At 46.9% G+C, this 25,264-nt stretch carries 20 protein-coding genes; 12 read left to right on the top strand and 8 right to left on the bottom strand.

Translation table 11 applies throughout. The features are described from left to right. Nucleotides 1-2 precede the first annotated feature (2 nt). Both NtB2_RS00205 and recD2 read left to right on the top strand, forming a co-directional pair. A complete protein-coding gene (locus NtB2_RS00205; protein WP_109244936.1) occupies nt 3-596 on the top strand; it encodes a histidine phosphatase family protein in 594 nt (197 codons plus the stop codon). Then, nucleotides 593-2,977 carry an SF1B family DNA helicase RecD2 gene (gene recD2, locus NtB2_RS00200; RefSeq protein ID WP_109244935.1) on the top strand — a complete coding sequence of 795 codons (2,385 nt, stop codon included), beginning with the start codon at nt 593-595 and terminating at the stop codon, nt 2,975-2,977. Before NtB2_RS00205 ends, recD2 begins: the two co-directional genes overlap by 4 nt. On the opposite strand, the gene NtB2_RS00195 is transcribed toward recD2, so the two are convergent. Then, nucleotides 2,970-3,308 carry a hypothetical protein gene (locus NtB2_RS00195; RefSeq protein ID WP_109244934.1) on the bottom strand — a complete coding sequence of 113 codons (339 nt, stop codon included), beginning with the start codon at nt 3,306-3,308 and terminating at the stop codon, nt 2,970-2,972. The genes recD2 and NtB2_RS00195 overlap by 8 nt on opposite strands. A gap of 372 nt (nt 3,309-3,680) precedes the next feature. Continuing rightward, entirely contained in the window at nt 3,681-3,914 is a 234-nt protein-coding gene (rpsT, locus tag NtB2_RS00190; protein ID WP_109244933.1) for a 30S ribosomal protein S20, read from the bottom strand. A gap of 132 nt (nt 3,915-4,046) precedes the next feature. Here rpsT and NtB2_RS00185 point away from each other — a divergent pair, with 132 nt between their 5' ends. Next, entirely contained in the window at nt 4,047-4,559 is a 513-nt protein-coding gene (locus tag NtB2_RS00185) for an HD domain-containing protein (RefSeq protein ID WP_109245148.1), read from the top strand. Between the two features lie 143 nt (nt 4,560-4,702). Then, on the top strand, nt 4,703-5,404 hold the full coding sequence (locus NtB2_RS00180) for a Bax inhibitor-1/YccA family protein (protein WP_109244932.1): 702 nt from the start codon (nt 4,703-4,705) through the stop codon (nt 5,402-5,404). A 38-nt stretch (nt 5,405-5,442) separates the two neighbouring features. On the opposite strand, the gene NtB2_RS00175 is transcribed toward NtB2_RS00180, so the two are convergent. The 5 genes from NtB2_RS00175 to NtB2_RS00155 all read right to left on the bottom strand — a co-directional run bounded on the left by NtB2_RS00175 (nt 5,443) and on the right by NtB2_RS00155 (nt 11,249). After that, a complete protein-coding gene (locus tag NtB2_RS00175) occupies nt 5,443-5,949 on the bottom strand; it encodes a Crp/Fnr family transcriptional regulator (RefSeq protein ID WP_109244931.1) in 507 nt (168 codons plus the stop codon). An 88-nt stretch (nt 5,950-6,037) separates the two neighbouring features. Beyond that, nucleotides 6,038-8,101, bottom strand: coding sequence for a DUF6056 family protein (locus tag NtB2_RS00170; RefSeq protein WP_109244930.1), 2,064 nt, complete (start codon nt 8,099-8,101; stop codon nt 6,038-6,040). A 204-nt stretch (nt 8,102-8,305) separates the two neighbouring features. Beyond that, entirely contained in the window at nt 8,306-8,992 is a 687-nt protein-coding gene (locus NtB2_RS00165; RefSeq protein WP_109244929.1) for a LutC/YkgG family protein, read from the bottom strand. Then, on the bottom strand, nt 8,992-10,470 hold the full coding sequence (locus tag NtB2_RS00160) for a LutB/LldF family L-lactate oxidation iron-sulfur protein (protein ID WP_109244928.1): 1,479 nt from the start codon (nt 10,468-10,470) through the stop codon (nt 8,992-8,994). Before NtB2_RS00160 ends, NtB2_RS00165 begins: the two co-directional genes overlap by 1 nt. Nucleotides 10,471-10,472: 2 nt before the next feature. Beyond that, nucleotides 10,473-11,249: a (Fe-S)-binding protein gene (locus tag NtB2_RS00155; RefSeq protein WP_109244927.1), complete on the bottom strand. Its 777-nt coding sequence runs from the start codon at nt 11,247-11,249 to the stop codon at nt 10,473-10,475. 255 nt (nt 11,250-11,504) lie between these two features. On the opposite strand from NtB2_RS00155, the gene NtB2_RS08680 reads away from it, so the two are divergent. Continuing rightward, nucleotides 11,505-13,877 carry an InlB B-repeat-containing protein gene (locus NtB2_RS08680; RefSeq protein WP_109244926.1) on the top strand — a complete coding sequence of 791 codons (2,373 nt, stop codon included), beginning with the start codon at nt 11,505-11,507 and terminating at the stop codon, nt 13,875-13,877. A gap of 243 nt (nt 13,878-14,120) precedes the next feature. Here NtB2_RS08680 and NtB2_RS00145 read toward each other — a convergent pair whose 3' ends face one another. Next, nucleotides 14,121-14,951, bottom strand: coding sequence for a Cof-type HAD-IIB family hydrolase (locus tag NtB2_RS00145; protein ID WP_109244925.1), 831 nt, complete (start codon nt 14,949-14,951; stop codon nt 14,121-14,123). A gap of 181 nt (nt 14,952-15,132) precedes the next feature. Between NtB2_RS00145 and NtB2_RS00140 the strand changes: the two genes are divergently transcribed. From NtB2_RS00140 to alaS, 7 genes are all read left to right on the top strand, one after another. Next, nucleotides 15,133-16,575 carry an NCS2 family permease gene (locus NtB2_RS00140; protein ID WP_109244924.1) on the top strand — a complete coding sequence of 481 codons (1,443 nt, stop codon included), beginning with the start codon at nt 15,133-15,135 and terminating at the stop codon, nt 16,573-16,575. A gap of 111 nt (nt 16,576-16,686) precedes the next feature. Continuing rightward, the gene (locus NtB2_RS00135) at nt 16,687-17,784 is read left to right on the top strand and encodes a YdcF family protein (protein WP_109244923.1); all 1,098 of its coding nucleotides are present in this window, start codon (nt 16,687-16,689) and stop codon (nt 17,782-17,784) included. 44 nt (nt 17,785-17,828) lie between these two features. Next, nucleotides 17,829-18,806 carry a competence protein CoiA gene (locus NtB2_RS00130; RefSeq protein WP_109244922.1) on the top strand — a complete coding sequence of 326 codons (978 nt, stop codon included), beginning with the start codon at nt 17,829-17,831 and terminating at the stop codon, nt 18,804-18,806. Between the two features lie 2 nt (nt 18,807-18,808). Further along, nucleotides 18,809-20,626, top strand: a complete 1,818-nt coding sequence (pepF, locus tag NtB2_RS00125; protein ID WP_109244921.1) for an oligoendopeptidase F — start codon at nt 18,809-18,811, stop codon at nt 20,624-20,626. Continuing rightward, entirely contained in the window at nt 20,619-21,314 is a 696-nt protein-coding gene (locus NtB2_RS00120) for an O-methyltransferase (protein WP_109244920.1), read from the top strand. The genes pepF and NtB2_RS00120 overlap by 8 nt, the downstream gene beginning before the upstream one ends. A 182-nt stretch (nt 21,315-21,496) precedes the next feature. Beyond that, nucleotides 21,497-22,414 (top strand): peptidylprolyl isomerase PrsA, encoded by a 918-nt coding sequence (locus NtB2_RS00115; RefSeq protein ID WP_109244919.1) that lies wholly within the window; start codon nt 21,497-21,499, stop codon nt 22,412-22,414. Nucleotides 22,415-22,636: 222 nt separating this feature from the next. Then, a complete protein-coding gene (gene alaS, locus NtB2_RS00110; protein WP_109244918.1) occupies nt 22,637-25,258 on the top strand; it encodes an alanine--tRNA ligase in 2,622 nt (873 codons plus the stop codon). The last annotated feature ends 6 nt before the right edge of the window (nt 25,259-25,264 follow it).

Below are 25,264 nucleotides of genomic sequence, written 5' to 3'. Positions count from 1 at the left end.
ACATGAACATCTACTTTGTCCGCCACGGAAAGACGGAATGGAATTTAGAAAAACGCCTCCAGGGCCAGCATGGCGACTCTGAGCTCCTGCCGGAGTCTTATGAGGCCATCAAACATTTGGCCGAAAGCCTCTCAGACGTCCACTTCGACCTGGTCAAGTCCAGCCCTCAAAAGCGGGCCATGACGACAGCGAAGCTCCTGACAAATCAAGACCCAGAAGCTGACGCTAGACTCTCCGAATGGAATTTTGGAGAGCTCGAAGGCCAGCTAATCGTCGACTCTGTCGCCAAATACCCTGAAGAAATGCAGGCCTCAAGAGAGTACCTGCCTCATTTTGACGGCTCAAAGTTTGGGGCGGAGTCAGTAGAATCGGTCTTGAATCGCTTTGACGACCTGGCTGACGAGCTCAAGAACAGCCAGGCAGAGAACATCCTACTCGTCGGCCACGGAGCCAGCGGGACAGCAGGTATCCGCCACCTGGCAGGTTTTCCCCTAGCAGAACTCCGGTCAGCAGGCGGTCTGGCCAATAACACCGTCAGTATCTTAAGACTAGAAGGCGAGCAATTTAAGCTCCAGAAATGGAACGAGAGCCTATGAATCCAGAACAGGTTTCCTTTACAGGCAGGATAGAGGCTATCTTTTTTAGTAATCCGAGCAATTTCTATAAGGTCCTCCTTCTTGAAATCGAGGACACAGACACGGATTATGGAGATAGCGAGATTGTCGTGACCGGCACGATTGCTGAGGTCACTGAGGGCGAGAGCTACAGCTTTAAGGGCAGACTCACGACCCATGCCAAATACGGCGAGCAGCTGGCGGTCGAAAGCTATGAAAAGGCCGTGCCGACCTCTGCAGGAGGCTTGATCAAGTATTTTTCAAGCGATAAATTTTCAGGTGTTGGGGCAAAGACGGCTCAAAAAATCGTCGAGCTCTATCCTGTCGACACGGTCGACCAGCTCCTTGATCACCCGGAAAGTCTAGAATCCATCATGACGCCAGCCAAGGCTAAGAGCTTCATGAAGGTCCTCAAGGAAAATCATGGTATGGAAAAGATTTTTAGCAGTCTGGCTGAATTTGGCATCTCTAGCAGGCTGACCTTTGAAATCTATGAGCTCTACAAGGAAGAGAGCCTGGAGAAGGTCCGGAGTAATCCCTACCAATTGGTCGAAGATATCAAGGGCATCGGCTTTAAGACGGCCGATAAAATCGCAGAAGAACTGGGCATTGCAAGCGATAGCCCAGAACGCTTTCGGGCGGCCCTCCTGCACGTCGTAGAAAGCCAGAGTGCAGAGACCGGCGACACCTATATCGAAGCCAAGGAACTGCTTGAAAAGGCTATCCAGCTTTTACTGGAAGCCCGGCAAAGCCAGGTCGCTCCAGATGCCCTGGCGACAGAGCTCAAGGGCTTGATTGATGATGGCCTTGTCCAGCAGGAAGGCCGAAAAATTTTTGAAAACAGCCTTTATTTTGCTGAATCCGGCATTGCCAACTCACTGATGAAGATGCTCGACCGCAAGGGCGACGACTTTAGCGAGGCCGAGATTTTGGAAGCCATCGAAGAAGTCGAGGCTGACTTTGACATGAGCTATGCCGACCAGCAGAAGGCCGCCATTGTCCAGGCGATTCAGTCGCAGTTTTCGATTTTGACAGGTGGGCCTGGGACCGGGAAGACAACGATTATTCGGGGCTTTATCGAGGTCTATGCCAAGCTTTATAAGGTTGACCTAGACGAGAGCCATTATACGGACGACCTCTTTCCGATATTGCTGGCGGCTCCTACTGGCCGGGCCAGTCGGCGGATGAATGAGATGACCGGCCTGTCAGCGGCGACCCTCCATCGCCATCTGGGCCTGACCCAGGAGGATGAGCCAGGCGATGACTTCAGCAATGACCTGTCCGGCTCCCTTTTGATTGTTGATGAGTTTTCTATGGTCGATACCTGGCTGGCCAACAAGCTCTTTCAGGCCATTGCTCCCTCGATGAAGGTCCTCCTGGTCGGTGATAGCGACCAGCTCCCTTCTGTCGGGCCTGGTCAGGTCTTTGCGGATTTATTAAAAATCCCAAAAATTCCTGCTGTCAGGCTGGATAAGATTTTCAGACAGGGGGATGATTCGACGATTGTTGATTTGGCCCACAGTATTAAGGAGGGCCAGCTTCCAGCTGACTTTAAGAAGCGAAAGCCAGATCGCTCTTACTTTGAGGCCCGTGGCCCTCAGGTTGCCAAGCTGGTTGAGCAGATTGCCTCTGCCTGGATTCGCCGGGGCAATGATCCTTTTGAGCTCCAGCTCCTCGCCCCGATGTATAAGGGCAATGCTGGGATTGACGCCCTCAATAAGCTCCTCCAAGAGCTCTTTAATCCTAAGGATGATGACGCCCTCGAGTTTGTCTATCGCGATAAGAACTACCGGCTGGGGGATAAGGTCCTCCACCTGGTCAATGATGCGGTCTCTAATGTCTTTAATGGAGATTTAGGCCAGATTAAAGAGCTGATTCCAGCCAAGCACAGCGAGTCCAAACAGGATGAGATTGTCATGGATTTTGACGGCGAAGAGGTCGTCTATCCACGGGCTGAGTGGTATAAGATCACGCTGGCCTATGCTATGAGCATCCACAAGGCTCAGGGCTCGGAGTTTTCAAGCGTGATCATCCCCATGGTGTCGAGCTATTCGAGAATGCTTGAGCGAAACCTGCTCTACACAGGGATTACCCGGGCCAAGCAGTCGCTGATTCTCATCGGAGAAGAAACTGCCTTCAGACAGGCTGTCCAGAAAGAAGGAGCCAATCGAAAGACTTATCTCTTGGAGCGTTTTCCAGAGATGGAAATTTCTGTGGAGCCTGCAGTATCGACTGATTTATCTCTAGAAATGGAAGAAGTCCAAGAAGAAAGAGAGCCGATACTCAGCCCTCAGATGATTGATTCTGGCGATTTTGATCCGATGATTGGGATTACAGAGGTGGATTTGGCGATATTTAAGTAGGGTTCTTTTCTGAAATTTTAGTTTGTTTTTGGATAGCTTTGACTACAAAGGGTGCTGTGAAAATATCTGTTACAAAAAGTAATAAGCTCAAAGTGTACAAGATTCTTAAAGTAGAAGCTTGTTTTTTTATAATGAAGAAGTTTGCTAAAGCCAATAGGACAAACAGTCCTAGAAAAATAAAAGTCTCAAAATAAGATGACTGATGGTTGGATAAAAGTTCTGCTATGAGTAGCTGAACTTTTCCAAAGAAAAGTAGAAAAACTACAACAATATCAAGAAAGAAAAGAGGAAATTTTGAATAACTGATAAATTTATTTTCTGATTTCCACATCTCTACGATAATGGGGATTGAAGTCGCCAGAATGCTACAATAGCAATAAAGTAAGGCAAAAATTGTGACAGCAATGAAAAACGGGAAGATGATTAAGGCTCCGCCTAGTGTGAATACGACGATAGCCCAACCCGCGAGAATAAAACTTGTCCAATTATGATGGGAAGAACTAAGGTCTTATGTAGGGCGACCGTCTGAGATGAGAAGTAGATGGTTAGGCTACCGAGTATAAATGTTAAGTAGGTGGAGAAAATAAATAGGAATTTGGTTGTTTTCATAGTTTATTAAAGGATGTTCAGAGCTCAGAGCTTAAATCATTGTAGCAGGATGAGGGTTCTGCGAGAAAATAAAAAATGCTCACTGAGCATTTTTTTAAGCAAGTTTAGCAGCAAGACGAGACTTATCGCGTGATGCTTTGTTAGCTTTGATCAAGCCTTTTGAAGCGGCACGGTCGATTGCTGAGCTAGCTTCACGGTAAAGCTCTTCGCTAGGTGCAGCATCAAATTTCTTGATAGCAGTACGCATCGCAGCTTTTTGAGCTGAGTTGCGTTCGTTTGCTTTAGTATTCAATTCGGCACGTTTGATTGCAGATTTAATATTAGCCATTTTTTCCTCCAAATTTTTTAGTACCTTACAATTATACAGGAAAACTTGAGCTTTGTAAACCACTAAATATTGAAAAATTTTAAGCTTGTATATCGTATTGACTTCGTGAAATTTAGTGTTATAATCGAGCTTATGAGATTAGAAAATCAGCCTTGGTTGAACGATGCAGAGTTTATGTCCTATGTGGGCCACTTCATGGAGATGCCAGAGGTCAAAAAGTTAGATGCCATCCCGCATCATTATACCTCCACCCGGATGGTGCACAGCCTCTGGGTCAGCTATATCAGCTACAAGTTGGCCAAGCGACTGGGCTGGAATCAGAAGGCAGCCGCCCGTGCCGGCCTCTTCCACGACATGTTCTATTATGACTGGCGGGACACCAAGTTTGAAAAGAGCCATGCCTATATCCATCCCCGGATTGCCTACCGCAATGCCAGCAAGCTCACAAGCCTTTCAGAGCTTGAAAAAGACATGATTATCAAGCACATGTGGGGGGCAACGCTTAACCCGCCTCGCTATAAGGAAAGCTGGCTCTTAACCTTTGTGGACGACTATGTTGCCATGAAAGAAGGGGCTCAAACCGCACGTTTCAAGTGGGCCAATCGCAAACGCCTGAGACAGCGTCTGGCCAGTATCTTAAATTAAACGAACAAAAGAAGGCTCTAATTTTAGCGTCTTTTTAATTTCTTAAATCCTCTCAAATCCCCTGAAAATCAGCCAAAAGCCCTAGGAGATTTGAGGATAATCTGTTAAAATAGGTTTATAGAATTCAAAAAAATGGAGGTTCCATGGAAAATAATAATAATGTTATCTTTGACCAAAAGCGTGAAGGACTAAATGCTTTCTTTAGTAAGGTCTATGGCTTGATGGGAGTAGGAGTGCTCGTTTCAGCACTTGTCAGCTTCATCTCAATCAATTTTTTCTTACCTAACATGATTGCTCTTATGCAGGCCAATCGTTTCATTTTCCTCTTGCTCTGGTTGATTCCACTTTTTGCTGTGGTTCCAATGCAAGTGGCAGCAATGAAAAACTCTAAGATGGCCTTGCCTCTCTTTATCTTTTATTCAGCCTTCATGGGCTTCTTGATTGCCTTTACCCTCCTGCTTTACACGGCAACGACAATCACACTGGCATTCGGGACAGCAACTGTCATGTTTATTGCCCTATCAATTTATGGTCGGACAACCAAGCGTAACCTTTCAGGCATGCATAAAGCCCTTGTGGCAGGTGTGATTGGTTTGATTGTGATTGGCCTTGCCAATTTCTTTATCCAGAGCACGCCCCTGATGCTTTTTGCTTCAGTGATTGGTGTCATCATCTTCTCTGGTTTGATTGCCTATGACAATCAAAAGATTGAGCAGGTTTACAATCAAACTGGAGGAACTGATGGTTGGGCAATTTCTATGGCCTTCTCGCTTTATCTGGACTTCCTCAACCTCTTCTTGATGCTCCTTCGCATCTTTGGAATTGCTGGTGGCAATAGAAACTAAAAAAATCGCTTCATAATCATGAAGCGATTTTTTTACTTTTATGAGCGAATCGTGCTGATGTCGTTGTGGAGGAAGGGGAATTTCCGTCTGAGCATGGGTGTGATCCAGTAGTCTAGGCCGACCCTTGCTGAATTGAAGCCGGCAATTAGGATAATGATTTGCAGGTAGATAAAGGTTGGATTCTCAGAGATGATGCCAGCCAGAAGAAAGGAACTGTTCATCAAGAGGCCGGCCCAGCCGGCGAGCAGTGTGAAGGCTCCAAAGATGAGGGCGAGGCCAACCAGGACTTGTCCCCAGGGGATCAGGCTGTCAAAGAGGAAGGTGTTCTCGCCCGCATTGGTCGTGAAGGAAAGGAAGCTAGTAAACCAGGGATAGGCGGGATTAGCGTTGCCGTTGAGGGCTCCAGAGATGATACCGCTAGCTGAGAAGCCCTCTTCAGCTAAGAGTTTGCCCAGTCCTGCCTCTAGCCACTGGACGCCCAAGAAGACCCTGATCAGGGTTAAAATAAGAGAGGCAGTCCGACTCTGCCTGAGGAAATTCATCATAATAAAAAGCTCCTTTCATTTTTCTTTCTCATGTTGTTATAATCTAATTATAACGAAATGCTTAGAGATAGAGAAATGAAATAGGAGCTTATCCCTCAGCTTCATTGTTTTTGAAGCGTCGGTAGAGGAGGAAAAAGGCTAGAAGGAAGATGATGCTGATGGCAATGAAGTAAAGATTGAGTTTTTCTTTGATGTTGATGATTTTAACGCCATCAATCTTTGCTGGCATGACCAGTTCAGTTTCTGTTTTACCATTGAAGCTATAGTTTTTTGGAGCCTTGATACTGATGAGCTGGCCAGTCTTTGCAGTGACTTCAAAAGAAGCAACGGTATCTTCTTTTGAAGCATTAAGATAGACGGTCAGCTTTTGCTTTTCAGGCTGGACGTAGAGGTTGATTTCCTGGTCATTTTTATCAGTGAAATGATAATTTTTAGGATTGCTATCTAGGGTCTGATAACCAGGGATTCCGGCATTGCTGATGTTATAGTCATCATTTAGGGGTGAGGTAATCCGCTCAGTACCAACGAGCAAGCCAGTATCGATATCGATGTAGCGGATGAGGGCATTTCTCAGCCAGGGCTTGCTTGCTGGGATATTACTGTTTGATATCTTTGGATGTTGGTTTTTGATGCTGACCTTAATTGCCTGATTGGGTTTGAAAAAGGCAAAATTGATAGGAATCCAAGCTTTCAAATAGTGATCGTACTGCTGAATAGACCAAGAGACCAGGCTAGGGGCTTGACTCGGATCCTGCATGATGGCTTGGTCATTATAGAGGTCGACCCGATCAAGTCCGTAAAAACGAGCGATCCAGGTGTTGGTCCAAATTTTATGGCTATCGCCTGCCGAGATGTAAGCTTCCCCATTATAGGGATTGTAGGAGCTTGCTGTTGCAGGCATTCCTAAAAGACTGGCGGATGACTTGCCCGCACGATGTGCTTTTTCAGCGATAATCTGATTGGTATAAAAAATATTATCAGAGATCTTGAGGTCTTGGCTGGCATATTCATAACTTCCCAGACCGATAATACCAAGGGAAAGACTGGCTACGATAGGCAGGGCAAGGCTCCAAGGGAAGTGAGCTTCGAGGCGGTCAAGGAGCTTGACCAGGGCAATGATAAAGAAGATATTTGGTAGAAACCAAAGTCTGGCTGGTAGGATGGGGGAGGCTAGCATGGCGATACAACCTGCAAGGCCTGAAAAGAGGAGGATGGCTGAAAGCTTGACGTCTGGATCGCCAAGAAAATAGAAGAAAAAGTTGGCTTCAGTTTGATGTTTAAGCTTGGCCACAAAGGTAAAGGTCAGTAGCATGACGGTGGCGATGAAAAGGAGCCAGCCAGAATACTGGCTAATACCGTTTGAGAGTGAAAGGAGCTTTTGAAAAATACTGAGTTTGTCGCCATAATTTGCAGTTTCAGCAGAATTTCCCGACAGATGAATCATGGTCAAGAAGGCAGCACTAGAGGCAACAAAGCCAGTCAGCCGCCAACCAAAAAGTTCAGCTGGCTTATTGGTCAACATAAAGAGGAGAACAGCAAGGCTACTGATAGCTCCAGCGACTTCGTTGGACATGGCAGAACAGATTGCTAAAATCAGAATGACAACGGTGAAGAGCCTAGGGTACTTTGGCTGGTAGTTAAAGTAATAGGGCAGTATAAAGGCCAGAGAAATCAAGCTGGGCCAAAGGTAATTTGCGGCTCCAGATACCCAGAGGATCGTTGTCCCAAAGCCTGGGATGAAGAACCAGAGTAAAAGAAAGATCAGGGCCAGATGATGAGGACGGTATAGCACTTTTCTCCCAGAGATAAAGACGTTCATCAATAGGCCGAGGCCGACATAAATGAGGCTTGAGCCGACATCAAAAGTCATCTTAGAGAACTGCATAGCAGAGATTTCAAAGACAATCGAGATAAAGCGAGCATTCCAGATGCTCATATGGGTTGCAATGCCTTGAATGAAGTCCCAGGGATTGTGATAAGCATGGGTCTGGGCGGTCGGCCATTCACCCCTGTAGACGAAATGGTAGAGGTAGTCGTCAGCCACATAGCCTGAAAGCTGATTGAGGCGGAAGATAAAAAGAAAGCTGGCCATAAGGATGGCAAGGCTTATCAAGATTAAGAGGGTTCGGTTTAATTTTTTAGTTATTTTCATTTTGTTTCTCTTCAAAGTTTTATTTTACTAAAAAATGTCGGAAAAGGCTCAAGATATGTATCAAAAAAGACAGCTTCAAAGACTGTCACAAAAAATGAATGATTTTGAAAATAGCTAAGCGATAAGAAAAGGCGAAGCTTTAGCTTCGCCTTTAAGGGCTATAGAGCGCTGTGTTTAACAGCTACCTGATAAATTTTACAAGGATTAAAGGTCGTTCACGAGCACATAGTTGATTTCAAGCGGACCATGAAGGCCGACGACCAGTTCCATCTCGATGTCACCTGAGTTTGAGGGACCTGAGATAAAGTGGAGGGTTGAGCCTTCCTTTTGATGTTCCGCAAAGTAGGCTGCTGCTTGTGTTGAACGTGGCAATACGCGACTCAATGGAATAATTGAGATATAGTGCGTTGGTAGGAAGTGGAGTGAACGACCTTGTCCAGCGTTTGATTCGACAACGACTGTGGCTGATTCTGCGAGGAAGAACTTAGCGAATGCGACCGCAACGTTTGAGTTTTGGGCGTTCATGATGTTCTCTTCGCGGTGGTCAGCGCCGACTTGCCATTGGACGACTTTGGCATCTTCAGGCAGTTTCACGCCAAATTCATCAAACTCTGGCGTGGAAGGAATCATGACTTGTCCTTCGCCAGAAGATTTGATCAAGTCTGCGATGACTTGATTGAGCTCGCTTGAAGTGGTTTCAACCATATTGGCTGAAACAAAGTCGGCTTGTTCGCGGGCGATGGCGATGAGTTCTTCCTTGGTCTTATCTGCCAAGTGAGTCTCAGGGAGGTCAGAGATAGGCTTATAAGGCTCAAAAGGCATTTCTTGGTTGCCTCGTTTATCTTTCAGCACTTTTAAGAAAGCATCACGATTTTGAATTGTTCCAGCCATTATTTCTCTCCTTTCTCTGCTTGGTGTTTTTTATACCATTGACGGAATTGGTCTTTGTGTTTTGGTGCGACTGGTAAGTCACGGACGTCGGTCCAGCCCTTGGCAAGGGCTGGGGCCTTCTTGATGGCCCCATTTTCAAAGAGGCTACCTTCGACGGTCACTTCTTTGTTTTTAGGGAGCATGGCCATCCCTGTGTGTCCAAGGTTAAGGGCAGCATTGAACATCCATTTATGGCCAGTCCCTTGACCGACGGTTTGCATTTCAAAATTCACAAAGGCGCCGTCATGGTGCATTTTGAGATCATCTTCCATGACCTTACGGTGTTCGATTAAGAGCTCGTGCAATGGAATTTTGACCGGACAGGTATCTGTACAAGCCCCACAGAGGGTAGAAGCGTAAGGCAGGTCACCGTAGTCTTCGTAACCACCAAGGACTGGGGAGAGGACAGAACCGATAGGGCCAGGATAGATAGAACCGTAAGCATGGCCACCGATTTGGCGATAAACAGGGCAGACGTTCAGGCAGGCACCACAACGGATACATTGAAGGACAGACTCAAAGGCCGTACCGATGGCGTTAGAACGGCCGTTATCGACGATGACCACGTGGAAGTCTTCAGGGCCATCGGATTCGTCTTCGGCTTTTTGACCAGCAAAAGTCACGTAGGTGGTGAGTTTTTGACCAACGGCACTTCTAGCAAGCATATTATCAAGAATTTCCGCTTCTTTGATAGAAGGTACGATACGCTCCATCCCCATGAGTACGATTTGTGTTTTAGGGATAGAGATGGTCAAATCCGCATTTCCTTCATTGGTAGAAAGATTGATTTGACCAGTATCAGCGATGGCGAAGTTACAACCTGTGATGCCGACTTCTGATTTGAGGAAGAGCTTACGCATGGTATCGCGGGCGCAACGTGCCAGGTTTTTAGGGTCGTTGTCTCCGTCGTAACCGAGCTTAGCAGCGAAGATGTCACGGATTTGGTCGCGATTTTTGTGAAGGGCTGGGAAGACGATGTGACTTGGTTCGTCCCAGTCGGCAACTTGGAGGATAAATTCTGCCAAGTCAGTTTCGAGGACGTCGATGTCACCGAGTTCTACCAGCATTGGGTCGATGTCCACTTCGGTGGTGACCATTGACTTAGATTTTACGACATTTTTAGCATTCTTTTCGACAATGACATCACGGACATAGTTTTTTGCTTCTTCAGCGGTTTGAGCAAAGAAGACGTGTCCCCCACGTTTTGCAACATTATCAGAGAATTCTTCGAGATAGTGAGGCAGGTGGGTCAGCGTATGTTGACGGATTGATTCAGCGATATCACGCCATTCTTGCCAGTTGCCGAGTTCTTCACGGGCAGTTTCACGTTTGTCCCATTGTGCATCTTGAGCTTTGGCAACGGCTTTTCGTGCAAATTCGTCTTTTTTAGAATCTTCGACACGTTCTGCAAATGTTTTTGTACTTGTTGATAATCCCATATTTAGTTACCTGCCTTTGCAAATACTGGATTGGTCGTCATTTCCATGCGTTCAAGGTCAACATTATGGTTGAGGACTTCAGCGATGTGCATGACTTTGATGCTCTTACCTTCACGGTTGAATTTCCCTGCGATGTTCATCAAGCAACCGAGGTCTGCAGAAATGAGGATTTCTGCATCAGTAGCCACGATGTCATTCATTTTTTCAGTGACCATCATTTCAGAAATTTCTGGTGATTTCACAGAGAAGGTTCCACCGAAACCACAGCAGTTTTCGAGGTGACCCAGTGGGACCATTTCCAAACCTTTAACATTGTCCAAAAGGATAAATGGTGCTTCACGTTCACCCAAAATACGTGTCATATGGCAAGAACGGTGATAAGTCGCTTTTTCACCGTCAAATGTAGCACCGACATCTTTTAAGCCAAGCACGTGATAAATAAATTGTGTGAATTCGTAAGATTTCTCAACCAAATCCAGTGCTTTTTGGTGGTAAGGGTCGCTTTCTTCAAACATATGAGGATATTCGACGAACATCCCGCTACAAGAACCTGCAAGCCCAACGACATAGTCAGATTTTTCAAAAGCATCAATCTGGTGCTTGATGGTTGCCATAGATTCTTTTACAAGACCTGAATTATATGTAGGCTGTCCGCAGCAGACCTGGTCTTCTGGGAAATCTGTTTCAATGCCTAAACGTTCTAAAACTTCTACCACAGCAATGCCGACTTTTGGAAAGAGCATGTCCATGACACAAGTTGAAAATATGGATACTTTCATTTTTATTCTCCTTGTAATCTTTTTAACTGTTGACCGTTTACATTTTAATTTTACTCCGATGAGCCAGGAAGTTAAAGGGAAAGGCCTGTCAAAGGTCTTTGACAGGCGGTCTTGAGGGTGATAAAGACGGCTTTTGAAGCGGGCGTAGAATAAGCGATTTCGTAACAGAGAAAGCCCTTTCAGAAAAACTTGACTTACTAGTTAAATTAAATTATACTTGATTTTAATAATAGAGGACAAGAGGAAAATTAATTCATGCAGAAAAAATCATATTTATTTTTAACAGCGGCTCTCGTCCTTGGTGCAAGCCTTGGCCAGACAAAAAGCTTTGCGCTGACTGCGGATGTCAAAGTTGCACCAAAGCTTATTCGCCCAGCTAGGGTCACCAGCCAGGGCAATTTGTCGGGGGATTTAATTCCTAGCAACTTTCCAAATGAGGATGCCTCCTCAAACAAGCTTCAAAGTCAAAGTCAGGCAGCTGACAGCAGCCTAGGGGCATCAGGGATCACAGAGCAGCAACATTCATCTGCTATTTTGACGGCTTCCACCCTTCCAGCCAGCTATAAATCTCCTAGCACACCGGTCTTAAATCAAAATGATTTGGGCATTTGTTGGGATTACGCGGGGATTGATAGCATACAAATTGGGGCGAAGAAAACATTGGACTTAAATGTGACCAATCTTCTCCCTGCCTACTATGATTATCTGGCGGCTGATAATGCGTTTAGTGATGCGTCGAATCCTTTAGCCATCATGTATTCAGCGGGCGATTTTAGAAAGCTTGGAGATGGGAATACGCTTGACTATGTGCCGAGCATGAGCGTCTTGGGCTATGACCCAAGACTGACCTCAGCTAGCCTCACACAGAATATGTGGCAGGCTAATGACGTCCCCATTAAAAAGGCGACTTTTAATGCACTCAAAGCCTCAGGCCTTCATGTAAGCAACAGTTACAAACTTGTGGGGAACAGTGTCAGCAGTCTACCTACAGGCACTGCTTTGGCTGCTCGCCTTGCCCAAATTAAGCAGCTGGTCTATCAATATGGGACGGCCCAGATTGGTATTTCGGCAGAATATAGCTTTGATGGGAAGTCGGACTTTAACTATGGTGGCTTGTCCGAACAGAAGGCGGCTAATGGGGATTTGACCTCATATACACCATATAGTGCAGTGGGTTCAACGACATACAGCAAAGCTAATCCTACTCCATTGACCTATAGTTCCAACGGACAGCAATATGTCTTGACAGACCATGAAGTAGAAATCGTAGGATGGAATGACAGCTATGCAGCCAGTAATTTCAAGCAAAATCCAGGGATGAATGGGGCCTTTTTGGTCAAGAATTCCTGGGGAAGCGGTTGGGGAAACTCAGGCTATTTCTACCTTTCTTATGCGGATCTTTTCTTGCAAAGTTCTGAGGTGATTGCAGACACGGTCACAAAGACAGTGGCGACTAAAAACTATACGGCAACCAATACCTCAGCAGAAGCGAGCAGCTACTATTTGGATTTTGGAAGCAATGCATCGTTAGCGACGACGAATAACAACCTCTTTATCAATAGCTACAAAACAGGCACGAGCTCAGCCAGCGGCTCAGAAATTTTGGACTCTATCTCGGCTGATGTTGAAGAAGCAGGTGTCAAGGTCAATGTGCTCTATAAGCTAGGTGGGGTGACCAGCAATACGAAGCTGTCAGATTTTAGGACACTGGGAAGTTATAGTTTCACAGATGCGGGTTATCAGACCATCCCCTTTTCTGATGTCAGTATCCCTAATAATACAAGCTTTAGTGTGGCCCTCCAGGTTAGCAATATGACAAGCTTTAAGGATTTCACACTTCCCGTTCAAAATCTGGCCACAGCCTCATCGGCAACACGGCCTGTATTGACCAGCAAGGCTTCAAGCATGATTTATAATGGCCAAGTCATTCCCTTATATTCTTCAACAGTAGCGGATGGCCAAAACCTCTATATCGATGCCCATACTAGGCTGGCTAAGGGCTATAAGGTCAGCTTTAACAGTAATGGAGGCTCAAGTGTGAGCGCAAAAAATGTGCTGCCTGGGGCTAAGATTTCAAAACCAGTGAATCCTTCCAGGGCGGGTTATCGCTTTGTGGGTTGGTATAGCGATAGTGGCCTGACCAAGGCTTATGACTTCTCAAGTCCGGTCAATGCGGACAAGACGCTTTACGCTAAATGGAAAGCTGTTGCGACCATTCCGGTCTATCGCCTCTATAACAAGGTAAGTCTGGCCCATCTTTTCACAGCTAGCGCTTATGAATACCAGCAGGCACCAAAGCTGGACGCAAACTGGATCAAGGAAGGTCTTGCCTGGAATGCACCAGCCTCTGGTGACAATGTTTATCGGGTTTATCAACCTCAATCTGGAGAGCACCTCTATACAGAATCAACCAATGAAGTCTCTGTGTTAACCCACCAATTTGGCTGGAAGAGTGAGGGTATTGCTTTTCATTCAATGGACAAATCAGGTCGTCCAGTTTATCGGCTCTTTAATGCTAAAGCAGGTGTAGGGGCTCACTTTGAGACCCTCAGCAGTTATGAACGCGATCAATTGGTTAAGCATCAAGGCTGGACCTATGAAGGCATTGCCTGGTATGCGGCTAATTAAAAAAGTGTCCAGTGGACACTTTTTCTTCTCTCACAGAATGCTGTTAGTAAAGTCTTTCTAAAGCAGCACAAGCTAAACCAAAGCAAAGTCTTCGAGCCCATAGCTAAAACAAGCAGCACAATCAAAGGGTTATTCAACGCCAGTGTCCAGTGGACACTTTTTCTCATCTCGCAACAGGATCCAAAGCTCTACCCTAAGCCATAATAAGAAAAGCAGGGTCAAGTGACCTTGCTATTTCTTATTTTAATTCAAGAAGAGTTTTTCAAGCTGATGGGCGACTCCATCCTCATCATTGGTCTTAGGAAGGATTTCTGTCGCGTGAGGAATGAGTCGCTCAGAGGCGTTTTTCATGGCATAGGCATGACCGCCAGATGACTTGGCCAGTTGGAACATTTCGACGTCGTTAAATTCGTCACCAAAGGCGATGAGATTTTCAGCGGGGACCTCGAGCTTTTTAAGGAGGCGTTTGAGGGCAGAGCCCTTAGAGACACCCTTTGGCACGATTTCGAGAATGCCGTTGGGGCCACCCCAGGCAGAGACGGTAATCTTGTTGTTATAGTGTTCCTGGATCTCGCTGGCCAGGCGGAACTTGTCCTTGAGGCGGGTAGACAGGAGAAGGGCGTGGGGGTCATCGACAATCCGGTCAGCCCTCAGGCGGTTGTAGGCCTTAAACTCATCGACACCAAAAATCTGAGGGTCGACGTCCTTGAAGGTATTTAGGAAGAACTTCCGCCGGTATTCGACCGCAAAGAACTCTAAGTCAAAGTTTTGCTGGTGGCGGAGGAGGTCAAAGACAAAGCCCCGGTCGATGTGGTGCTTCTTGGCAAACTCCCAGTCGGCATTGGCAGGCAGTGAGGTCAGGCCACCATTGAAGTTAATCATGGGGCTGGTCAGGCCCAGCTCATGGTAGATGTCGATGGACATCCGGTAGGGCCGGCCGGTCGTGATGCAGATGGTATGGCCCTGGGCCTCCACCTGCTCAAAGATATATTTGGTATAGCGACTGATTGAGCCGTCTGACTGCAGGGTCGTCCCGTCTAGGTCGATTGCAATCAATTTCTTTCCATCTTTCATGACTAATATTATAGCACATTATTTTTATAAAATAAGGAAACGAAGGAAGCGATTTCACAAGAAACATCAACTATTTCCGAACATTTGAAGGATAAAAGAGAAGATAAAAGAGTCAGACTTGTAAGCTTCCTAAAATCGCACTAAAATGAAAGTATATCATTTTTTAATAAGGAGATTATTCGTGAACAAGTTATTCAAACTTGAAGAAAACGGCACTACGGTCAGCCGTGAAATCATGGCAGGGCTGACGACCTTCTTTGCCATGAGCTATATTTTATTTGTCAACCCGCAGGTCTTGAGCTCAACAGGTATGCCGGTTCAGGCAGTATTCTTGGCGACCATCCTGGCCTCTATCGTAGGGACTGTCGCCATCGGCCTGATTGCCAACGTCCCTTACGCACTGGCACCAGGGATGGGACTCAACGCCTTCTTTGCCTACACGGTCGTCCTGTCTTTGGGCTATACCTGGCAGGAGGCCCTGGCCATGGTCTTCATCTGTGGGATTGTCAATATCATCATTACCTTTACCAGCGTTCGTAAGATGATTATCCTCGGCATTCCTCAAAGCCTTCAACATGCGATCGGTGGCGGTATCGGGATTTTCATTGCCTACATCGGGATTAAAAATGCAGGCATTTTACAATTTATCGCTGACCCAGGGACCTATCAAAATGCTGGCGGGACCATCACAGCCAACTCATCTATCGTGCCTGAGCTCGTGGCCTTCAATAATCCAGGCGTTCTGATTGCACTCCTTGGCCTTGCTGTGACCATCTTCTTTGTTCTTCGCAAATGGAAGGCGGGCATCATCCTCTCTATCCTGGTGACCACAGTCGTTGCCATCATCGTCGTCCTTGCAGGTGGCAAGGTGGCTGGCTTTGCCCCAGACTTTGCCCACCTCTTCCAGCAAAACAACCTGGGCACAGCCTTCAACCAGATGGGGCAAACCTTTGGTGCAGCCTTTGGTCCTAAAGGCTTCGGGACCCTCTTTGCAGATTCTAATAAGATTTTTGAAGTCCTGATGACGATTCTGGCCTTCTCATTGACCTCTATCTTTGACCCGATTGGGACCTTTATCGGTACTGGTCGCTCTACTGGTATCTTTACCGACCAGGATTTCAAAGACATGGAAAACTCTCGTGGTTTCTCTTCTAAGATGGACAAGGCCCTCTTTGCAGATATGATTGCAACACCGATTGGTGCTATCTTTGGGACATCAAACACGACCGTTTATGTCGAGTCTGCTGCTGGGATTGGGGCCGGAGGTCGGACTGGTCTGACATCTATCGTGGTCGCTGTCCTCTTTGCCATTTCTAGCCTCTTCCTGCCACTCTTGGCCCTCGTGCCGACCCAGGCGACCGCTCCTATCCTGATTATCGTCGGGATGATGATGCTCGGTTCATTTAAGGAAATCAACTGGCGTGACTTGGCTGAAGCGATTCCTTGCTTCTTTGCCTCAGTATTCATGGGCTTTGCCTACTCTATCTCTTACGGGATTGCAGCAGGTTTCATTACCTTTATCCTGGTCAAGGTCTTCACTGGCAAAATCCGTGATATCAAGCCAATTGTTTGGGTTGTAGCCCTCCTCTTTATCTTGAACTTCGCCGTCCTGGCTGTCCTTTAAGGATAAAAGATTAAGACAATCAAAGAATCGAGGGCTTAGGCTCCCGTTTTTTGTTTTCTAAGGCCTGCGAACAAGGCTGATTTTTTCCCTTCAAAATGTTAAAATAAGGCTATGAACACAGAAATTTTAACGGTCGCCCTCGGCTTAACCTTCTTCTTTATCCTCCTTACGGTCCTTTTCTTCTGGCAGTCTCATCGCCTCAAAGACATTAGGACGCTTCGCCTGGGCCGTTTGACAGCCCTCTGGCTGGCGTCTGCCTTTTTTGCCATCAACGGCATTGCCATGACCATCATCTTTATTTTTCTGGGCAATGAACGCCTGGGAGGTCTGATTTTAGCCCTCGAGGTCGCCCTTATCAGTCTGATCACCTTCTTACTGAGCATTGCGATTCCGATTGCTATTATCGTCTTGAGCATCCGGATGTGGCGACGGGAATCTAAGAATTTAGCTAATTTTATTTTGCCGATTTTGATGTTGCTTTTTATGATTGTCGACATCAGCTATATCTCTGTCCAGCACCTTTCCCAGAACTTTCTCTGGTTGCAAATCCTGGCCTGGACCTATCCGATTCTGGCTGTTTATATGGGCTGGCAGTTTCTGGTCTTCTTTCTCTCAAGCTGGGTCTACGGCCGGCGGATGAGAAAGACAAGGGCCCAGTACTTCGTAGTCCACGGGGCGGGCCTGATTAACGGCCAGACTGTCGGTCGCCTCCTTGCCAATCGGATCAAGGCCGCTGTCAATGTTGCAGGCGACTCGACCATGATTATCATGTCTGGTGGTAAGGGCTCAGATGAGAATCTCTCTGAAGCCGAAGCCATGCGCTCTTACGCTATTGATGAGCTCGGCTTTCCTAGTGAACGGATTCTCCTAGAAGACCAGTCGACGACGACCTACGAAAACCTGGTCTATTCATCTCAGCTGATTGAGGCCAAAGAAGAAGCCAAGGAAGCCCGCCGTTTCATGTTCTTCTCGTCTGACTACCATGTCTTCCGAGCCGCCCTCTTTGCAGCTAGGCTCGGCCTCGATGCCCAGGGTGGGCCTGGTGGCAAGACGGCTATTTATTACCGGGTCCCGGCCTTTATCCGTGAGTTTATTGCTGTCTTAAATTATTATCGAAAGAAGCATCTGATTATCATCGGCTTGATTGTCGGCTTCCTCCTCCTCTTTTCAATCATTGTCTTTATCATGCAACACAAGACTGTAAAATAAAAAAGTCCAGTTTGACAACGGGGCTTTTTTTGCGGATAAGGCTTATGTTTATTGCGATTGATAAAAATGGTAGGAGAATCAATATTTTAGAGGGTCTGCTGGATGGAAGGACTAGCTTCTTTTGTCCAGCCTGCAAGCAGGAGCTCATCTTAAAGCAGGGCTTGATTAAGCAGGCACACTTTGCCCATCGCTCCCTGACTGAGCACTGTGAAGGGACGGCGGAAGCTGAAGGGCCGGAGCATTTGGGACTCAAGTTGGCCCTCTACGACTGGGTAGCTGATAGTGAACTCGAGGTTTACCTGCCTGAAATTCAGCAGACTGCTGACCTCTTGATTGGAGAGCGAATAGCGATTGAAATCCAGTGTTCTAGCCTTTCTATCAGCCGTCTCAGAGAGCGGACCCTCCACTATAGAGAGGCGGAGATTCCTGTTGTCTGGCTTCTAGGCGAGCGACTTTGGCTGAAAGACAGGTTGAGCCGGCTTCAGGAGCAGTTTCTTTATTTTTCAGAGCAACGTGGATTTTACTGCTGGGAGCTGGACCTGGCGAGGGCCTGTCTGAGGCTGAAATCACTGATTTATCAGGATTTGCAAGGTCGCCTTTATCATTTGACAGAGGAATTTTCCTTTGGCAGTCGGGACTTTTTGGAAGTCTTGAGAATTCCTTATATTAGGCAGAAGTTGCAGAAACTTCCAATTCCGGAAATAAGCGACCAGAAGGCCTATCTGGAAAGGGCCCTTTATTATCGCTCGAAGGCCTGGATGGAGCTGCAAGAAGCCTACTACCTGCAGGGCAAGCACCTCCTCGAGCAGGATTTTTCAAGAGCTTACCTAGCCCCGCCAGGCCTCAATTTGTTAGCACTCGACGCTGGAGCTGAGCGCAGGGAATTTATCCAGCTAGAGCAGGACTTGACAGCTTATTATGAAAATTTCAGCCAGTTTTTTCATCAAGAAAAGGCCGACTTTCTTTACCCTCCGGCTTACTATGCTATAATTAATAGGAAATTAAAGAGAGAAGAGGACTAGTGATGCCAAAGGCCAGAGCTGAAATTGACGAGAGCTTAAAATGGGATTTGACCAGTATTTTTAAAGAGGACCAGGATTTTGAGGCGGCCTTAGAAGCTGTAAAAAAACGCCTGCCAGAACTTCAGGCCTTTCAAGGAAGACTGTCAGAGTCTGGGTCTATGCTCCTTTCTGCCACAGAGCTTGAAATGGAGCTCTCACAGGAAATTGAGAAAATCTATGTCTACGCCTCAATGAAAAACGACGAAGACACCCGCCTTGCCAAATACCAGGAGTACCAGTCCAAGGCGACCAGCCTCTATGCTGACTTTGCCACAGCGACGGCCTATTTTGAGCCAGAGCTCCTGGCCTTTCCAGATGGGCTTTTTGAGGACTTCCTGACGGATGAAACCGGCTTAAAGCTCTATGAACACTACTTTGAACGGCTTTTTACCAAGAAGGCCCATGTCCTGAGCCAAAAAGAAGAAGAGCTTCTGGCTACTGCCAGCGAGATTTTTGAGCAGTCTTCAAGCACTTTTGAAGTTTTTGACAATGCCGACATTAAACTTCCAGAAGTGGAAAATGAGGCAGGAGAAAAGCTCCAGCTGAGCCATGGCAACTATATTTCACTGATGGAGAGCAAGGACAGGAAGGTCCGCAAGCAGGCCTACGAGGCCCTCTACTCCAACTATCAACAGTATCAGCACACCTATGCCAAGACCCTTGAAGGAAATGTCAAAGTCCAAAATTTCAAGGCTAAGTCCCGGCATTATAGCTCGGCAAGAAGAGCTTCTCTGTCTGGTAATTTCATCCCCGAGCAGGTCTATGATGTCTTACTGGAGGTCGTCAATGACAAGCTGGGCCTCCTTCATCGCTATATTGGCCTGAGAAAAGAGATTTTAGGCCTGGATGACCTCAGGATGTATGACATCTATGTTCCATTAACGGAAACAGACTATAAATTTAACTATCAAGAGGGGGTCGAAAAGGCCGAGGAAGTCCTGGCTCAGCTGGGCGAAGACTATCTGGCCAAGGTCAAACGGGCCTTTGCTGACCGCTGGATTGACGTCGAAGAAAATGCCGGTAAACGCTCTGGAGCCTACTCTGGCGGGAGCTATGATACCAATGCCTTTATCCTGCTTAACTGGCAGGAGACCTTGGACGACCTCTTTACGCTGGTCCATGAGATGGGCCATTCCATGCATTCGGCCTATAGCCGGGAGAGCCAGCCCTATGTCTATGGCGATTACCCGATTTTTTTGGCTGAGATTGCCTCGACGACCAATGAAAATTTATTGACGGAAAAATTGCTGGCAGAAGCAAGGGCAGAGGGCGATGAGGACAAGGAATTTGCCCTGCTCAACCACTGGCTGGACAGCTTCAGAGGGACGGTCTACCGACAGACACAATTTGCAGAGTTTGAGCAAATCATCCATGAGGCTGACTGGGAGGGCGAAGTCCTTACCAGTGACTTTATGAACCAGGCCTATGCCAAGCTCAATGAAAAGTACTATGGCCTTTCAGCGAGCGATAACCCAGAAATCCAGTATGAATGGGCGAGAATCCCGCATTTCTACTATAATTTTTATGTCTTCCAATATGCGACAGGCTTTGCGGCAGCCACAGCACTGGCTGAGAAACTCCTCTACGGAGATGCCACAGACCTCGAGGCCTATCTGGCCTACCTCAAGGCAGGCTCGTCGGCCTATCCTCTGGAAGTCATGGCAGCAGCTGGCGTCGATATGACCTCATCTAGCTATTTAGAGTCTGCCTTTGAGCTCTTTGAAAAGCGCTTGGACCGCTTTGAAGCCCTGGTAAAGAAAGGAGTCTACGGGCGTGGTTAATACCTATACAAAAACAAGTAATCCTATGATGCACCGGCCGGTGGTCAAGGAGGAAATCGTTGATTTTATGCGGACAAGGCAGAAGCAGTTGACAGGTGACTTGGCCGAGCTCGAAGCCTTCGCCAAAGAGCATAACATCCCGATTATTCCCCATGAGACCGTCCTTTATTTTCAGATGCTTTTGCCGCTGATGCAGGCAGACCGTATCCTTGAAATCGGGACGGCCATTGGCTTTTCAAGCCTGATGATGGCAGATGCCAGGCCTGAGGCCGAAATCGTGACCATTGACCGGAATCCTGAGATGATTGCCCTGGCCAAGGAATTTCTGGGCAAGTACGACAAGCGGCATCAGATTCAATTATTAGAGGGCGATGCGGCGGATTTGTTGGACAAGGTTGAAGGGCCTTTTGACCTGGTCTTTATGGACTCGGCCAAGTCCAAATATGTGGAGTTTTTACCAAGAGCCCTGGAAATCCTCTCAGACAATGGGGTCATCCTGATGGATGATGTCTTCCAGGCGGGCGAAATCCTGATTCCAATCATGGAAATCAAGCGGGGCCAGCGGGCACTTGAACGTGGCCTCAGACGGCTCTTTGACGAGGTCTTTGAGCGGGCTGACCTGCAGACCAGCCTCCTGCCACTTGGCGATGGCCTTTTGATGATTAAGAAGGCAGATAAGGTCGAGTAGAGTTTGGCCTGTTATAATGACTAATATGCGTTCTGATTGGAGCGTTTTAGGAACTGATGCATTCAATGCAAGCCTTGCTAGTATTGCATCCTCAGGGGCTTTAGCAACAGTTTGCATAGCGCTATGGGAAATAGAAGCGATTATGCTATAATAATATTAGTCAATTTAAGAAGGAGGCTATTTTGAAAAATAAAAAACTTACAATCGCACTTGCTACAGCCGCAGCTGTCATCTCACTTGGTGGGCTTTCAGCATGTTCATCAAACAGTGCTAACAAAGACATCGTGACGCTCAAAGGGGATACCATCACTGTAACAGACTTCTACAATGAAGCAAAAGAATTCCCAGCACAAACTAGCCAACAAGTTTTGACTAACCTCACTTTTACTAAGATTTTTGAAAAAGAATTTGGAAAAGAAGTAACAGATAAAACGGTTCAAGCTGAAGTTGATAAATATAAAAAGCAATATGGCGATCAATTTGCTTCAGTCTTGCAACAATCAAATCTGACAACCGAGAACTTCAAAGACTTTGAAAAGACTCAACTTCTTGCACAGGCCGCTATTAAAGATGATATTAAAAAGACACAATATACCGATGCTAACCTGAAGTCAGTTTGGGCTACTTATCATCCAGAAGTTGAAGCGATTGTCTTGAGCAAGACCAGCAAGGATGATGCCCAAAAGGCCATTGATGCGAATAAAGCGAATGCCTCTAAGTTTGATTCTGATAATGCTAAGTCTAAAATGACCTTTGACTCAGGTACTGATAAGGTTCCAGCAGAGGTGTTGGCTAAGACCTTCAGCCTTGCAAATGGAAAAATGTCTGACGTGATTACAGCAACAAACACCTCAACAGGTGCTTCTGAATACTATGTTGTAAAAATGATTAAGACTTCAGAAAAAGGTAAAGATATGAACAAGTACAAGAAAGAACTTGAAAATATCATCCAAACACAAAAGCTTGCTGACAGCAGCTATACGATGTCAGTGATTGGCAAATACCTCAAGCAATACAATGTGACGGTGAAAGACCAAGCCTTCCAAAACATTTTCTCTAACTACACAGGAACTTCGTCTTCATCTTCAACCTCTAAATAATTAAGCTCCAAGAGAGTCGGCGGGACTGCGAGCCGATAGCTTAAATGTGCGTATTATAAGGCGGTGCCTCCGCCCTATCAAGGCAAGATGAGAAACGAGAAGAAAAAACTTCCTCGTAAAAGGGGCTGGTACCACGTGACGGCGTGCCCCTGTTTACGGGCGTTTTTTCTTTTTTTATAAGAATATGATAAAATATAGGCAATAAAAGGAGAGAATTACCCTATGAAAAACATGACTTCATCTGAAGTAAGACAAATGTTCCTGGACTTTTTCAAGTCTAAAGGCCATAAGATTGAGCCATCGCAGAGCCTGGTCCCTGTCAATGACCCGACCCTGCTCTGGATCAACTCTGGTGTCGCCACCCTCAAAAAGTATTTTGACGGCTCGGTCATCCCTGAAAATCCCCGCCTGACCAATGCCCAAAAGGCCATCCGGACCAATGACATTGAAAATGTCGGTAAGACCGCCCGCCACCATACCATGTTTGAGATGCTGGGGAACTTTTCTATCGGCGACTACTTCCGTGAAGAAGCCATTGCCTACGGCTGGGAAATGCTGACAAGCCCTGAATGGTTTGACTTCCCTGCTGATAAGCTCTACATTACCTACTATCCAGATGATAAAGACACCTTCAACCGCTGGGTAGAAGTTGGTGTGGATGCGAGTCACCTGGTCCCTATCGAAGACAATTTCTGGGAAATCGGTGCTGGCCCTTCAGGACCTGACACAGAAATCTTCTTTGACCGGGGCGAAGAGTATGACCCTGAGCATGTTGGCCTCAAGCTTTTGGCTGAAGACATCGAAAATGACCGTTATATCGAAATTTGGAACATCGTCCTTTCTCAATTTAACGCCAATCCTGACATCCCCCGCTCAGAATACCCTGAGCTCCCACAGAAAAACATTGATACAGGCATGGGCCTGGAGCGGATGGTCTGCATTATCCAAGGCGGTAAGACCAACTTTGATACCGACCTCTTCCTCCCTATCATCCGTGAAATTGAAAAGCTTTCAGGCAAGACCTACAGCCCAGATGCTGAAAATATGAGCTTCAAGGTCATTGCTGACCATATCCGTTCCCTTTCATTTGCCATTGGCGATGGTGCCCTGCCTGGTAACGAAGGCCGTGGCTACGTCCTCCGCCGTTTGCTTCGTCGGGCGGTCATGCACGGAAAAAAACTCGGTATCCAAGGGAAATTCTTGGCAAGCCTCGTCCCAACTGTGGCAAAGATTATGCAATCTTATTATCCTGAAGTCGCTGAAAAGCAAGACTTTATCATGCAAATCATCGACCGGGAAGAAGAGACCTTTAACCGTACGATTGATGCTGGTCAAAAGCTGATTGATGAGCTCCTTGAAAAGCTCAAGGCTGAAGGTAAGACGACCATTGAAGGCAAGGACATCTTCCGCCTTTACGATACCTACGGCTTCCCGGTTGAATTGACCGAAGAATTGGCTGAAGACGAAGGCTTCAAGATTGACCACGCTGGCTTTGAGGCTGAAATGAAGGCCCAACAAGAGCGGGCCCGTGCCGCTGTTGTCAAAGGTGGCTCTATGGGGGTTCAAAATGAGACTCTCCAATCGATTGAGGTCGCATCACGCTTCCTCTACGAGGCTCCTAAATCAGTTGAAGCCAGGCTCCTCGTCGCTGTCAAGGGCGATGAACTGGTCGACACTGCGACAGGTGAGGCTCAGCTCGTCTTTGACCAAACACCATTTTACGCTGAAATGGGTGGCCAGGTGGCTGACCATGGCGTGATTAAAAACGCTGCTGGCAAGGTCGTGGCCAATGTCACTGACGTCCAGCATGCCCCACACGGCCAAAACCTCCATGCTGTAGAAATCCTGTCAACGCTCAAGGTCGGTGACAGCTACACGCTTGAAATTGATCAAGAACGTCGCAACGGTGTGGTCAAGAACCACACGGCGACTCACTTGCTTCACGCTGCCCTTCACAATACCGTCGGCGACCATGCCCTTCAGGCAGGATCCCTCAATGAAGTCGACTTCCTCCGCTTTGACTTTACCCACTTTGCTCAGGTGACCAAAGAAGAGCTCGAAGCGATCGAACGTCAAGTCAATGAAGTCATCTGGCAGTCACTGGCGGTCGAAACCATCGAGACTGATGTCGAAACCGCGAAATCAATGGGTGCCATGGCCCTCTTCGGCGAAAAATATGGTAAGGTCGTGCGTGTTGTTAAAATCGGCGACTACTCTGTCGAGCTCTGTGGTGGTACCCACACAGCGACGACTTCTGAGATTGGCCTCTTCAAAATTGTCAAAGAAGAAGGGATTGGCTCAGGTGTTCGCCGAATCATCGCCGTTACTGGCCAAAAGGCCTATGAGGCCTTCAAGGACTCTGAAGCTGTCTTGAATGAAGTGGCAACAGCGGTCAAAGCACCACAAGCCGCTCAAGTCCTGGCCAAGGTCAACAGCCTCCAAGAAGAGCTCAAAGGCCTTCAAAAGGAAAATGAAAGCATGGCTGCCAAGCTCGCCGCTTCACAGTCTGAAGAAGTCTTCAAGAATGTGCAGACAGCAGCAGGCACAAGCTTTATTGCCAGCCAGGTTAGCGTCTCTGATGCCAACGGCCTCCGGAGCCTTGCTGACCTCTGGAAGCAAAAAGAGCTCTCAGATGTCCTTGTCCTCGTTGCTAAGATTGGCGAAAAGGTTAGCCTTCTCGTAGCCAGCAAGTCTGCTGATATCAAGGCAGGCAACCTGATTAAAGAACTCGCTCCATTCATCGATGGTCGTGGTGGCGGTAAGCCAGACATGGCCATGGCAGGTGGTTCAAATTCTGGAGGAATCCAGGAATTGCTTGATAATGTGGCCAGCAAACTTGGATAAATGAAA

This window comes from Lactococcus termiticola, from assembly GCF_003116835.1.
In the GTDB taxonomy this organism is placed as follows: Bacteria; Bacillota; Bacilli; order Lactobacillales; family Streptococcaceae; genus Lactococcus; species Lactococcus termiticola.
Note: the sequence above shows the minus strand (reverse complement) of the source record. Positions and strands in the feature narration are given on the sequence as shown.

Excerpts from the sequence above, each read along its gene's own strand:
- NtB2_RS00205 (WP_109244936.1), top strand. The coding sequence starts at position 3 with ATGAACATCTACTTTGTCCGCCACGGAAAGACGGAATGGAATTTAGAA.
- recD2 (WP_109244935.1), top strand. The coding sequence starts at position 593 with ATGAATCCAGAACAGGTTTCCTTTACAGGCAGGATAGAGGCTATCTTT.
- NtB2_RS00195 (WP_109244934.1), bottom strand. The coding sequence starts at position 3,308 with ATGTGGAAATCAGAAAATAAATTTATCAGTTATTCAAAATTTCCTCTT.
- rpsT (WP_109244933.1), bottom strand. The coding sequence starts at position 3,914 with ATGGCTAATATTAAATCTGCAATCAAACGTGCCGAATTGAATACTAAA.
- NtB2_RS00185 (WP_109245148.1), top strand. The coding sequence starts at position 4,047 with ATGAGATTAGAAAATCAGCCTTGGTTGAACGATGCAGAGTTTATGTCC.
- NtB2_RS00180 (WP_109244932.1), top strand. The coding sequence starts at position 4,703 with ATGGAAAATAATAATAATGTTATCTTTGACCAAAAGCGTGAAGGACTA.
- NtB2_RS00175 (WP_109244931.1), bottom strand. The coding sequence starts at position 5,949 with ATGATGAATTTCCTCAGGCAGAGTCGGACTGCCTCTCTTATTTTAACC.
- NtB2_RS00170 (WP_109244930.1), bottom strand. The coding sequence starts at position 8,101 with ATGAAAATAACTAAAAAATTAAACCGAACCCTCTTAATCTTGATAAGC.
- NtB2_RS00165 (WP_109244929.1), bottom strand. The coding sequence starts at position 8,992 with ATGGCTGGAACAATTCAAAATCGTGATGCTTTCTTAAAAGTGCTGAAA.
- NtB2_RS00160 (WP_109244928.1), bottom strand. The coding sequence starts at position 10,470 with ATGGGATTATCAACAAGTACAAAAACATTTGCAGAACGTGTCGAAGAT.
- NtB2_RS00155 (WP_109244927.1), bottom strand. The coding sequence starts at position 11,249 with ATGAAAGTATCCATATTTTCAACTTGTGTCATGGACATGCTCTTTCCA.
- NtB2_RS08680 (WP_109244926.1), top strand. The coding sequence starts at position 11,505 with ATGCAGAAAAAATCATATTTATTTTTAACAGCGGCTCTCGTCCTTGGT.
- NtB2_RS00145 (WP_109244925.1), bottom strand. The coding sequence starts at position 14,951 with ATGAAAGATGGAAAGAAATTGATTGCAATCGACCTAGACGGGACGACC.
- NtB2_RS00135 (WP_109244923.1), top strand. The coding sequence starts at position 16,687 with ATGAACACAGAAATTTTAACGGTCGCCCTCGGCTTAACCTTCTTCTTT.
- NtB2_RS00130 (WP_109244922.1), top strand. The coding sequence starts at position 17,829 with ATGTTTATTGCGATTGATAAAAATGGTAGGAGAATCAATATTTTAGAG.
- pepF (WP_109244921.1), top strand. The coding sequence starts at position 18,809 with ATGCCAAAGGCCAGAGCTGAAATTGACGAGAGCTTAAAATGGGATTTG.
- alaS (WP_109244918.1), top strand. The coding sequence starts at position 22,637 with ATGAAAAACATGACTTCATCTGAAGTAAGACAAATGTTCCTGGACTTT.